At 33.8% G+C, this 12,186-nt stretch carries 11 protein-coding genes; 4 read left to right on the forward strand and 7 right to left on the reverse strand.

The features are described 5' to 3' along the window. The first annotated feature begins 42 nt into the window (after window positions 1-42). Together AC13CQ_RS17480 and AC13CQ_RS17485 are read left to right on the forward strand one after the other, a co-directional pair. A complete protein-coding gene (locus AC13CQ_RS17480) occupies window positions 43-426 on the forward strand; it encodes a hypothetical protein (protein ID WP_474507643.1) in 384 nt (127 codons plus the stop codon). 123 nt (window positions 427-549) lie between these two features. Further along, a complete protein-coding gene (locus tag AC13CQ_RS17485) occupies window positions 550-2,778 on the forward strand; it encodes a TonB-dependent receptor (protein ID WP_474506529.1) in 2,229 nt (742 codons plus the stop codon). A 177-nt stretch (window positions 2,779-2,955) separates the two neighbouring features. Here AC13CQ_RS17485 and groL read toward each other — a convergent pair whose 3' ends face one another. From groL to miaB, 7 genes are all read right to left on the reverse strand, one after another. Further along, complete coding sequence (gene groL, locus AC13CQ_RS17490; RefSeq protein ID WP_008612027.1) at window positions 2,956-4,587, reverse strand: chaperonin GroEL; 1,632 nt, start codon at window positions 4,585-4,587, stop codon at window positions 2,956-2,958. Window positions 4,588-4,743: 156 nt separating this feature from the next. Beyond that, complete coding sequence (locus AC13CQ_RS17495) at window positions 4,744-5,022, reverse strand: co-chaperone GroES (protein WP_008612029.1); 279 nt, start codon at window positions 5,020-5,022, stop codon at window positions 4,744-4,746. 251 nt (window positions 5,023-5,273) lie between these two features. After that, window positions 5,274-5,627 carry a preprotein translocase subunit SecG gene (gene secG, locus AC13CQ_RS17500; protein WP_008612030.1) on the reverse strand — a complete coding sequence of 118 codons (354 nt, stop codon included), beginning with the start codon at window positions 5,625-5,627 and terminating at the stop codon, window positions 5,274-5,276. Window positions 5,628-5,634: 7 nt separating this feature from the next. Further along, the gene (locus AC13CQ_RS17505) at window positions 5,635-6,528 is read right to left on the reverse strand and encodes a hypothetical protein (protein ID WP_008612032.1); all 894 of its coding nucleotides are present in this window, start codon (window positions 6,526-6,528) and stop codon (window positions 5,635-5,637) included. A 3-nt stretch (window positions 6,529-6,531) separates the two neighbouring features. Continuing rightward, a complete protein-coding gene (locus tag AC13CQ_RS17510) occupies window positions 6,532-7,023 on the reverse strand; it encodes an LptE family protein (RefSeq protein ID WP_008612033.1) in 492 nt (163 codons plus the stop codon). Between the two features lie 37 nt (window positions 7,024-7,060). Further along, entirely contained in the window at window positions 7,061-8,332 is a 1,272-nt protein-coding gene (locus tag AC13CQ_RS17515) for a sigma-54 interaction domain-containing protein (RefSeq protein WP_008612034.1), read from the reverse strand. 27 nt (window positions 8,333-8,359) lie between these two features. Further along, entirely contained in the window at window positions 8,360-9,805 is a 1,446-nt protein-coding gene (gene miaB, locus AC13CQ_RS17520) for a tRNA (N6-isopentenyl adenosine(37)-C2)-methylthiotransferase MiaB (protein ID WP_008612035.1), read from the reverse strand. Between the two features lie 134 nt (window positions 9,806-9,939). Here miaB and AC13CQ_RS17525 point away from each other — a divergent pair, with 134 nt between their 5' ends. Together AC13CQ_RS17525 and AC13CQ_RS17530 are read left to right on the forward strand one after the other, a co-directional pair. Further along, window positions 9,940-11,175: an LVIVD repeat-containing protein gene (locus AC13CQ_RS17525; RefSeq protein WP_474506528.1), complete on the forward strand. Its 1,236-nt coding sequence runs from the start codon at window positions 9,940-9,942 to the stop codon at window positions 11,173-11,175. 193 nt (window positions 11,176-11,368) lie between these two features. Next, on the forward strand, window positions 11,369-12,136 hold the full coding sequence (locus AC13CQ_RS17530) for a hypothetical protein (RefSeq protein ID WP_474506527.1): 768 nt from the start codon (window positions 11,369-11,371) through the stop codon (window positions 12,134-12,136). The last annotated feature ends 50 nt before the right edge of the window (window positions 12,137-12,186 follow it).

The following is a 12,186-nucleotide window of genomic DNA, read 5'->3' on the forward strand; positions in this document are numbered from 1 at the left end:
TTGAGTCCTTTTAAAAGTTCAGTTTTTAATTTTTTACATTTTGTGAGTCACAAAGTAGAATTTTTTACAGAAAATGGACATAAAGAGTCAATGCATCACTCACACAATTTTCAATCGGTTAATCGTTTTGCATATAGTGGGTATCGTGGTCACGGCAGTAATTCAAATCAAAAGCATTCAGCTAATAATAGTCATCATCATGGAGCGCTTTCTTTTATAGCATCGCTATTTATTTCCGTGAAAAATAAAAAGGAAGATGAAAGGAAATTGTTGTCTAACACTAAATTAGATGAACATTTGTTCTCCGAAATTTTTAATTTTTATCCTATTACGCTAATAATTTTTCAAGAAAAAGAATGGCATCTAAATAGTACTTCTTATTATATTTCTATAGATGTAACTACACCACCTCCGCAAATAAGCTAATTTATTTTTAAAGAGTTGTTTCTGTCTTATCAGTCCTTTCTTGCTTCGAGGGAATTGGGGTTTGATTTAAAGGCAAAAATGCGTATGTCTCAAAAGAAATACTAAATTCAAATAAGAATTATAATGAAAAAAATAATAACAGTATTTGTTATACTTGTTGTAAGTGTGTCTTATGCACAAAATTTATCGGGAAGAATTGTTGATTCTGAGGGGAACCCTCTTTCCGATGTTGGTGTTTTTAATAAAACATCTGGTAGCCATTCTCATTCTAATCAGAGTGGCACATATAGTTTGATAAAAACTTCTATAAAAGACTCTGTCTATTACTCTAGTTTAGGTTATAAAACAGTTTTGGTTGTGGTAGATGATGCCGATTTAAATCAGCAGAAAAATATTACTTTATCCCAAACTAATATTTCATTAGAGCAAGTTGTTTTAGTGTCAGAAGTAAATACGTTAAGCAAGTTTGTAGATGTAGATATTCAAACAAACCCAGTAAAATCTTCTCAAGAAATATTAAGAAAAGTTCCAGGCTTAATTATTGGTCAGCATGCAGGAGGAGGGAAAGCAGAGCAAATATTTTTACGTGGTTTTGATATTGATCATGGAACCGATGTTTCTATAAATGTGGATGGAATTCCTGTAAATATGGTTTCTCATGCCCATGGGCAAGGGTATTCAGATTTACATTTTGTAATTCCAGAAACTATAGAAGGTATAAATTTTGGGAAAGGTCCTTATTTTGCTAATCATGGAGATTTTACAACTGCAGGTTATATAGATTTAAATCTTAGAAAAACGCTCGATAATAGTTTAGTTTCCTTGGAAGTTGGGCAGTTTAATACGAGTCGTTTTATGGGGATGTTAAAGGTTTTGGATACTGAAAAAAGTAATGCTTATGTAGCTTCAGAGTTGTATTTAACAGATGGTCCTTTTAATAGTCCGCAGAATTTTAACCGGATTAATGTGATGGCTCGTTACAATTATAAATTAGCTGCAGATGAAGATTTAACCATTACAGCCTCTCACTTTCAAAGTAAATGGGATGCTTCTGGGCAAATTCCACAGCGTGCTGTAGACGAAGGTTTGATAGATAGATTTGGAGCAATAGACGATACCGAAGGCGGTGAAACTAGCAGAACTAATTTGTCGGTTAATCATTTTAAAGTTTTAGATGAAAATAGGGCTGTAAAAACAAAAGCCTTTATTTCTAAATATGATTTTAATCTTTTTTCAAACTTTACATTTTACTTAGACGATCCAGTAAATGGAGATCAAATAGAGCAAAAAGAAAGTCGTGTAATTGTTGGAGCAGAGAGTGTATTTGAAAGAAATAATTATGAGTTAGGAAATAATATTCATTTTGAATACCAAGCAGGAGCTGGATTTAGATATGATAATGTGGACGATATGCAGCTTTCTCACACCTTAAATAGAATGGAAATTCTAGAGCGTTATGCCTATGGAGACGTGGACGAGGTAAATACATATGGTTTTGTAAATACCGAATTTAAAATTGGAAAATGGACCTTCAATCCTGCAGTACGATTGGATTATTTTAAGTTTGATTATTACAATAAGTTAACCGATGTTTATGATAATAAAAGTGAAAGTAAAGTAGCTGTAAGTCCTAAGCTAAACACTATTTTTTCTGTAAATTCTAATTGGCAGCTCTTTTTGAAAACAGGAATGGGCTTTCATTCTAACGATGCACGTGTGGTTGTTGCTAACCAAGGCGAAGATATTTTGCCAACGGCTTATGGAGCAGACTTAGGAACAATCTATAAACCCTTTAATAAACTAGCTTTAAATGCCACCTTATGGTGGTTGTATTTAGACCAAGAATTTGTGTATGTTGGAGATGCGGCTATAGTGGAGCCAAGTGGAGAAACACGTCGTTTAGGGGTTGATATTGGTGCTCGTTACCAAGTGCTACCTTGGTTGTATATTTATGCCGATGCAAATTATGCCCACGGAAGAAGTGTAAACGATCCTGATGGAGAAAATTATATTCCTTTAGCGCCAGATTTTACTACGGTAGGAGGAATTTCGGTTGAAAATTTAGGTAATTTTTCAGGAGCACTAACTTACCGATATGTAGATGATAGACCAGCAAATGAAGATAATTCTATTATTGCTGAAGGCTATTTTGTAACCGATTTTAATATTAGTTATTCTTGGAAAAATTGGACTTATGGTATCATAATCGAAAATCTTTTGGATACAGAATGGAACGAAACACAATTTGCAACCGAAAGTCGTTTGTTTGATGAACCTGCTCCAGTAGAAGAAATCCATTTTACACCAGGAACGCCTTTTTATCTAAGAGGAAAAATAACAGTAGCTTTTTAAGGAGCTATTTATTGTTATAACTTTTAAATCCCTCATTGAGGGTTTTATTCCCCGACGTCGAAATAGATTAAATTATTTTCCTTTGCATCCCTAGTAGGCTTGCCTAGAGGTAGTTGATTTAAATACATAAAAAAACGCGGTGCTTTGCACCGCGTTTTAATTTTTATGGGAGTGATATTACATCATTCCTGGCATTCCTCCGCCGCCCATTGGAGGCATTGCAGGAGCATCTTCTTTAATATCTGTTAAAGAGCATTCGGTAGTTAAAATCATACCAGCAACAGAAGCAGCATTTTCTAATGCAATTCTAGTTACTTTAGTAGGATCTATAATACCAGCTTTTAACATTTGTACATATTCTCCAGTTTTTGCATTGTAACCAAAGTCGTCTTTGCCTTCGTACACTTTAGCAACAACTACAGAACCTTCATTTCCTGCATTTTCCACAATTGTTCTAAGTGGTGCTTCAACGGCACGTGTTACAATTTGGATTCCTGTTTCTTCATCGTCATTATCAGCTTTAAGCTTGCTAAGTACTGCTTTGGCTCTAAGTAAAGCTACACCTCCACCAGCAACAATACCTTCTTCTACAGCTGCTCTAGTTGCGTGTAATGCATCGTCTACTCGGTCTTTTTTCTCTTTCATTTCAACTTCAGAAGCAGCACCTACGTAAAGTACAGCAACACCTCCAGCCAATTTAGCTAAACGCTCTTGAAGTTTTTCTTTATCATAATCAGAGGTAGTAGTATCTATTTGTGCTTTAATCTGGTTTACTCTTGCTTTGATAGTTTCAGCATCTCCAGCACCATTAACAACAGTAGTGTTGTCTTTATCTATAGTAACAGTTTCTGCAGAACCAAGCATATCTAAAGAAGCATTTTCTAGAGAGAATCCTCTTTCTTCAGAAATTACAGTACCTCCAGTTAAGATTGCAATATCTTCAAGCATTGCTTTACGTCTGTCTCCAAATCCTGGAGCTTTAACAGCAGCAATTTTAAGTCCACCTCTTAGTTTGTTTACAACTAAAGTAGCCAATGCTTGTCCGTCTACATCTTCAGCAATAATTAAAAGAGGTCTTCCAGATTGAGCAACTGGCTCTAAAATTGGAAGGATTTCTTGAAGGTTAGAGATTTTCTTGTCAAATAAAAGGATGTATGGATTGTCTAAATCCGCAATCATTTTATCTGTATCGGTAACAAAGTATGGAGAAAGGTATCCTCTGTCAAACTGCATTCCTTCAACAACATCTACATAAGTATCTGTTCCTTTTGCTTCTTCTACAGTAATAACCCCTTCTTTACCAACTTTAGTAAATGCTTGCGCAATTAGGTCTCCAATAGTGTCATCATTATTTGCAGAAATTGCTGCAACTTGTTTGATCATATCTGAAGAATCTCCAACCGTTTGTGCTTGTTTTTTAAGGTCTGCAACAATAGCTTCAACAGCTTTATCGATTCCTCTTTTTAAGTCCATTGGGTTTGCGCCAGCGGTAACGTTTTTAAGTCCTTCTTTTACAATAGCTTGAGCAAGAACGGTAGCTGTTGTTGTACCATCTCCTGCAAAGTCGTTAGTTTTAGAAGCAACTTCTTTTACCATTTGCGCTCCCATATTTTCTAGCGCATCTTCTAATTCTATTTCTTTTGCTACAGAAACACCATCTTTTGTTACTTGAGGAGCTCCAAAAGATTTATTAATAATTACATTACGTCCTTTAGGACCTAAAGTTACTTTTACTGCGTTTGCTAAAGCATCCACACCGCGCTTTAGTCCGTCACGAGCTTGAATGTCAAATTTTATATCTTTTGCCATGGTTTTTAAATTTTACACTTAAAAGCAATTTGCATAATGCTGTATGCTTTCCTAGTGTTTGTTTTAATTGTATTTATTTTATCGTTTGCCATTTGTTTTTTGAGATTTTTTAAAACCTCACTTGCTTATGGCTTGTTGTATATAGCTTATAGCTGTTTATACAATAGCAAGAATATCGCTTTCGCGCATTATTAGGTAATCGTTACCTTCTAATTTTAATTCGGTACCGGCATATTTTCCGTATAATACAGAATCGCCAACCTTTACAGTCACTTTTTCGTCTTTAGTTCCTGGTCCTACAGCTACAACAGTTCCTTTTTGAGGTTTTTCTTTTGCGTTGTCTGGAATAATAATCCCTGAAGCTGTTTTAGTTTCAGCAGCTTGCGGCTCAATAAGAACTCTGTCAGCAAGCGGTTTAATGTTTAACTTCGACATATTTTTAATATTTGATTAATTAATTTAAAATTCACTTTCATTAATCAGACAGAAATTGTGCCACGCATTATAAACTGACAATTTTACTCATGTGCATATATTTTTCATGTCTTAACTGTCATTTTTATAAATTTTCAAGTAAAAAAATGTCAAAATGTAATTCTAGGAAAAGTAAGAAGAAAGTGTTTTAAAATAAAAATGCCAGCTTAATTATAAGCTGGCATTTTTTATATGTGTAATAAGATAAATCTTTATTGTCCGTCAGTACTATCTGTAGCTGTTGCAGGAACTTCTGCTGAAGGTACTGTAGTACTAGGCGCAGTAGTTTGTACATCTCTTCCGTCTAATAATTTAGATTCGGTAGAATCGTTAGAAATTAATGTAATGTTAGAAAGCAATATTAATGCTACTAAAATAGTTGCTAGTGTCCAGGTACTTTTATCAAGAAAATCTCCTGTCTTTTTAACTCCTCCTACAACTTGACTTCCGCCACCACCAAAAGAAGAAGACAATCCGCCTCCCTTAGGGTTTTGTACCATAATCACTAAAACTAATAAAAAGGCTACTATTATAATTAGTACCAAAAAAATTGAAAACGTACTCATTTCTATATTAATTATTGTCTTTTAATTTCTTAACTGCGTTAATTTGGTCTGCAAAGAAACCACTTTTTTCTGGATATTTCAAACTTAAAATTTTATAAGCTTGAATTGCTTTTTTGTATTTCTTTTGCTCCAAGTAAACCCGTGCCAAAGTTTCCGTCATTAATTCGGTTTTTTCGGCATTATTTTCTTTTGCCAAATTTACCTTGTTAGCTGTATTGGCAGCTGGAGGAATTTTAGGATTGTTTTCTAAAAATTTATCTATAAGCTTTAATTTTCCTTCTATTCCAGACTTCTTTTCTTTTTTATCTTCTTGTTCTTCTACAGGTTTTTCTAATGCAATATGCTTCTTTTCTTCTCTTTTAATGGGTTTAGCAGTAGCAGATAGCTGCATCCATTCCATAAAAGAATGGGTTTCTCTTTTGCTGAAGTCTAAAGGTTTTCCGAGCTGTAAAGTTGATTTTTCTTCTGATAAAGTTTCTTCTGTTAGGTTTTCTTCTTTAGGTAGAAACAACTCAGGATCCATTACAGCATTTGAATTTACTTCGTTAAAATCAAAAGAAGTTTTATTATCTTTTACAATAACCTCTTCTGCGGTAACATCAATTCCATAGAGCGTTTCGTTAGTAGTTTGTAGCGCTATTTTTTTAGCAATAGCATGTTGCTCAAACGCTTCCGAAGTAATGTATTCAAATAAAATAGAACGGTCTGTAGTGTAAGCTGCGGTATGCTTTAACTCGCTATTGTATTTAAAACTTTCTTGTGCTTTTAAAGCTTTTAGGTAAACGGCTCTTGCTGCTTGGAAATAAGGGAACTCTTCGATAATCTTTTTTAGAGAATCGACGTGTTGCTGTGTAATTTGTTCAGGCTTTTGTAATAAATATGAAAAATCAGTAACATTCATTTATTACCAGTTTGCAAGGGTTTCGTTAAAAATATCTTGTGTTATACGCTCAAAAATTTCATCATGAGCAGCTTGTTTTACAGTAATCAATTGGGTTGCCGCAGGGTAATCATAGAAGAAAGAAAATCTTCTTTCAAAATCTTCTTCAGGGTTTTTGGTGTCGTAAAAACGTACATTAACCGAAATTGTTAATCGGTTTTGTGCCGCTGTTTGATCGGCGGTAGCAGACATTGGAGAGACTCTGTATTCTACAATTTCACCTTCATAAATTAAATCTGCATTTCTGTTAACTAGTTGTAAGTTTGTTTGATTTAATATTAAATCTTGCAGCGCATTTGTAAAATCATAATCCAAACCAGGCTCAATAATTGGAGCCTCATTTCGGAAAAAGTTTACCTGAAAGGATTCTGCAGTTGTGTTAACTCCTGTAAAAGAATAAGGACCACAGCCTTGTATGCTTATAATTGCTATAAAAAGTACAAAAAATTTCTTCATTTTAAAAATTGTGTAAGGTTCAAAAGAACAAAAAATATTATAAATCGTATTGTTTTATTTTTCTATAAAGTGTTCTTTCGGAAATCCCAAGTTCGGTTGCTGCGGCTTTGCGTTTTCCTTTGTTGCGTTCCAAGGATTTTTTGATAAGTTCTAATTCTTTATCTTGAAGAGAAAGCGTTTCTTCCTCTTGGATTTCTTCTGCAAAATGATATTTGTCTTCAACAGAAGTGCTATGTGGTAAATTTTTCTGATGTTCTACTTGAAGAATTTCCATAGCATCTTCTTCATCGGCTTGTTCAAAATCTATTTCGTCTTCTTCTCCTCCATATATTTTATTGATAAGCGTTTTATTTTCTTGCTGAACTTTTTCACCATTCGTCCCATCCTTCATGAGTTCCATGGTAAGTTTCTTTAAATCGTTTAAATCTCCTTTCATATCAAAAAGGATTTTATAAAGAATTTCACGCTCGCTACTAAAATCGCTTTCCGATTTCTGATTCTTAATAACGGCTGGTAAATTACTGCCAGCATCTGGAAGGTATCCCTTTAAAGTATCATAAGTAATAGCTCTATTTTGCTCTAAAACTGAAATTTGTTCAGCAATATTTCTAAGCTGACGCACATTTCCGCTCCATCGGTATTTGTTTAAAAGTTGAACAGCATCTTCTTCTAAACGGATGGTTGGCATTTTGTATTTCTGAGCAAAATCTGAAGCAAATTTTCTAAAAAGTAAATGGATATCGTCTTTACGCTCTCTAAGTGGAGGCAAATGTATTTCTACAGTGCTTAATCTGTAGTATAAATCTTCACGAAACTTCTCTTTTTCAATAGCTTCAAACATATTGATATTGGTAGCAGCTACGATACGAACATCCGTTTTTTGAACTTTTGAAGATCCTACTTTTAAAAATTCTCCATTTTCAAGTACTCTTAATAGTCGAACCTGTGTGGTAAGTGGAAGTTCTCCTACTTCATCTAAAAAAATAGTTCCGCCATCTGCTTCCTCAAAGTATCCACTTCTAGTTTGTGTAGCTCCTGTAAAGGCTCCTTTTTCGTGCCCAAAAAGCTCAGAATCAATTGTTCCTTCTGGAATTGCACCACAGTTTACTGCTATAAATTTTCCATGTTTTCTATGAGAAAGCGAATGTATAATTTTTGGAAGTGCTTCCTTCCCAACGCCACTTTCTCCTGTAATTAATACAGAAATATCGGTAGGGGCAACTTGAATGGCTTTTTCAATAGCACGATTTAGTTTTACATCGTTTCCGATGATACCAAAACGTTGTTTTGTAGCTTGAACACTCTCCATGTTTATTTTGTTTTTAGGAAGTTGTTTTTAGTTATTCTCCGAATATCCAATAGCTTCGCCAATAAGGGTTGCCGTTGTACATTCGTTGATTTTAACATTAACAAATTCTCCAATTTTATATTGTTCTTTTGGGAAAACAGTAACCGTGTTTTGTGAGGTACGTCCCATCCAATGTGCATCAGATTTTTTAGAATTCCCTTCAATAAGTACTTCTACCGTTTTGCCTAAATTTTGCTTAGTACGGAAGGCGCTATGTTTTTGCTGAAGGTTTATAATTTCTGTAAGTCTGCTCTTTTTAGTTTCTTCTGGAACATCGTCTTCTAATTTTCGTTCTGCAAGTGTTCCCGGGCGTTCCGAATACGTAAACATATAACCGAAATCGTATTTTACATGTTCCATTAAATCCATAGTGTCTTCATGGTCTTTGGTAGTTTCTGTAGGAAAACCAATAATCATATCTTGAGAAACAGAACACTCAGGAAGGATTTTTCGGATATTATCTATCAATTCAAAATACTCTTCACGGGTATGAAGACGATTCATTTCTTTTAAAATTCTATTACTTCCACTCTGTACTGGTAAATGGATGTGCTTACATATATTCTTATGTTTTGCCATTGTTTCAATAACATCCAATGTCATATCTTGAGGGTTGGAAGTTGAAAAACGAATACGCATTTTTGGATGTGCTTCCGCAACAAGAGATAGTAATTCTGAAAAATTTACTGCAGTTGCTTTTTGCATATCCGAAGCTTTATCATAATCTTTTTTGAGTCCGCCACCATACCATAAATAGCTATCCACATTTTGTCCAAGCAGCGTAATTTCTTTAAAACCACGTTCGGCAAGATTTTTTACTTCTTCTAAAATAGATTGTGGATCTCGGCTACGTTCTCTCCCGCGGGTAAAAGGAACCACACAAAATGTACACATATTATCACAACCACGAGTAATAGATACAAAGGCGCTAACCCCATTGGTATTTAAACGTACGGGAGCAACATCTCCATAGGTTTCTTCTTTGGAAAGAATTACGTTTACTGCATTTTTTCCTTCGCCAATTTCTTGTACAAGGTTAGGTAAATCTTTGTAGGCATCTGGGCCTACAACCATATCTACAATTTTTTCTTCTTCTAGAAATTTATCTTTTAAACGTTCTGCCATACAGCCAAGAACGCCAACTTTCATTTTCGGATTAATACGTTTTACGGCATTAAATTTTTCTAAACGCTTGCGTACAGTTTGCTCAGCTTTATCTCTAATAGAACATGTGTTTACCAACACAAGGTCGGCTTCTTCCATTTTCTCGGTGGTATTAAAACCTTCTTTTGCCAAGATGGAAGCAACAATTTCGCTGTCAGAAAAATTCATCTGGCACCCATAACTTTCAATATAAAGCTTTCTAGAATTGGTTACTTCTTGCTCTAAAACTAAACTATTACCTTGTTTGTTTTCGTCAATAATCTTCTCCATCGTATCCTTAAAAAATCAATTTGGATGCAAAGATAAGATTATATTTGGTGTAGTGACAAATTGTCAGCGTAAATTTAACGCAACTTTTTAACTTAATTTGAATCTATGAGGAAATAACCAAAAAACCAAAACCAATGAAAATTAATAAGTTACTACTGTGTTTGTTGTCTTTGCTTGTGTTTGTTTCTTGTGCAAATGACGATGATTATGAAACTGTGCAAGTTGCATCTGCAATAACAATGAGTGTTGCGGAATTGCGAAACTCTACCTCTGTACTTCCGCCGCAAAACATCTCTGAGTCTGGAAAGGTTTATGTAAAAGACCATTTAATTTTGATAAACGATAAAAAAGAAGGAATTCATTTAATAGATAATACGAATCCTGCAAATCCTCAAAAAACAGCCTTCTTAAAAGTGCTTGGAAGTAACGATATGGAAATTAAAGGAGATTATTTGTATGTAGATAGTTATATGGATTTGGTGGTTTTTGATATTTCTAATCTAACTGAAATAAAAGAAGTAGAAAGATTAGAAGACGTTTTTCCTTATTATGCTCCTTATCCTGTGGATGCTACTTATATTAATTATAATACCTATCCGCAAGATCAAAAAGCGATAGTAGTTGGTTGGAATATAAAAGAAGAGCGAAGAAAGATAGAAGACAATCCTGTTTATTATGATGTGTCTAATGCTGCTTTTAGTGAAAGTTTTTCTTCTTCTGAAACTGGACAAGGAGGCTCTTTGGCGAGGTTTAAAATTGTAAATAATTATTTGTATGCTGTAGATTATAGCAATATTAATGTTTTTGATATTTCTAATTTGAATACGCCTCAGAAAAAAGAATCTGTTGAAGCTGGTTTTGATATCGAAACTATATTTAACAGAGGGGAGTACTTGTTTCTTGGGAGTATGAATGGCTTGTATATATATGATATAAAAACACCTGCAGTTCCTAGTTTTGTTTCAGAATTTAGACATGTTACCTCTTGCGATCCTGTTGTGGTGGATGGAGATTATGCCTTTGTAACCTTAAGAGGAGGGAATTTTTGTGGTGCTATAAATAGTAGTTTGCGAGTGATAGATATTTCAGACATTATGAATCCAGTTGAAAAATCGTCTTACACTCTAGAGGAACCTTATGGATTAGGAGTTAAAAACGATAAATTGTATGTGTGTGATGGGGATGCTGGACTTAAAGTTTTTGATAAAAAAGATGTTCCTTCGGTTAAGTTACTAGAAACTTATGATGTTGAAAAAGCTTACGACGTAATTCCATTAGCCAATAATTTAATAATGATAGGAGATGGTACATTATATCAATATAGTTATTTAGAAAACGGATTGGAATTAGTAAGTGAATTTGAGTTATAAATATTTAAAATATTTTAGAGGTTTTTAAAGCTTTATGTGGTTTAGTGTAAAAGCATGTTTAAAAAGAGTCGGGTATAGTTTTTAGGGCGAGTTGAGGGGGAGATTCTTGGCTTTATTTTTAAATGGTCTTTTTTAATTTGGTTCGAAAAAATAATATTAATTTCGTGCGACTAATCCATCAGAAAAAATAAAAATGAATTTTAATCTTCTATTAGAAAAAATTGAAAACAGTAAATCTATCGACTTTGGATCTGTTTTTGGAAAGGCAATTGAGTTGTTTAAAAAAACTTGGGGGCAAGGAGTGTTACTAGTAATTGTTACTTTTTTATTAATGCTTCCTGCGTTAATGATACTTTATGTTCCAATTATTGGCGCTGCAATGGCTCAATCTTATAATTCGGAAATGAGCTCGGAAATGTCTCCAGCCGCAATGATTCCTTTCTTTCTATTACTGCTTCCAGTGCTTTTAATTATTCAAACTATATCTTTAGGACTTATGGCTGGCTTCTATAAAATTGTAAGGAGTAAAGACTTAAATAGGGAAGTAGGAAATAATAGTTTGTTTATGTTTTTAAAGAAACCTTATTTAGGGAAACTTTTTAAGCTGTCATTTTTCTCATTAGTAATAGCGTTATTGGCAACACTTTTATGTGTTTTTCCTGTAATATATGTATCGGTTCCTTTGGCCTTTATTTCCATTATATTTGCTTTTAATCCAGAGTTGAGTGCTAAAGAAACGTTGAAGGCTAGTTTTAAACTAGGGAATAAAAAGTGGTTAATAACCTTTGGTTTAATTGTAGTTTCTAGCTTTTTGGCTCAAATGGTAGGGATGATACTTTGTGGAATTGGACTTTTATTTACAGCATCTTTTACCTATTTACCAACTTATTTGGTGTACAAAGAAGCGGTAGGTTTTGATGATGATAATGAAATATCTCAAATTGGTACCTCCGAAGTTTAAGAAAATGTCAATTATTTAAGTGAAGTAAAAAAGGAGTTTAAAATTAATTT

It is taken from the genome of Galbibacter sp. L-19, from assembly GCF_056857615.1.

Coding starts and splice junctions, on each gene's coding strand:
- AC13CQ_RS17485 (WP_474506529.1), top strand. CDS start 550: ATGAAAAAAATAATAACAGTATTTGTTATACTTGTTGTAAGTGTGTCT.
- groL (WP_008612027.1), bottom strand. CDS start 4,587: ATGGCAAAAGATATAAAATTTGACATTCAAGCTCGTGACGGACTAAAG.
- AC13CQ_RS17495 (WP_008612029.1), bottom strand. CDS start 5,022: ATGTCGAAGTTAAACATTAAACCGCTTGCTGACAGAGTTCTTATTGAG.
- secG (WP_008612030.1), bottom strand. CDS start 5,627: ATGAGTACGTTTTCAATTTTTTTGGTACTAATTATAATAGTAGCCTTT.
- AC13CQ_RS17505 (WP_008612032.1), bottom strand. CDS start 6,528: ATGAATGTTACTGATTTTTCATATTTATTACAAAAGCCTGAACAAATT.
- AC13CQ_RS17510 (WP_008612033.1), bottom strand. CDS start 7,023: ATGAAGAAATTTTTTGTACTTTTTATAGCAATTATAAGCATACAAGGC.
- AC13CQ_RS17515 (WP_008612034.1), bottom strand. CDS start 8,332: ATGGAGAGTGTTCAAGCTACAAAACAACGTTTTGGTATCATCGGAAAC.
- miaB (WP_008612035.1), bottom strand. CDS start 9,805: ATGGAGAAGATTATTGACGAAAACAAACAAGGTAATAGTTTAGTTTTA.
- AC13CQ_RS17525 (WP_474506528.1), top strand. CDS start 9,940: ATGAAAATTAATAAGTTACTACTGTGTTTGTTGTCTTTGCTTGTGTTT.
- AC13CQ_RS17530 (WP_474506527.1), top strand. CDS start 11,369: ATGAATTTTAATCTTCTATTAGAAAAAATTGAAAACAGTAAATCTATC.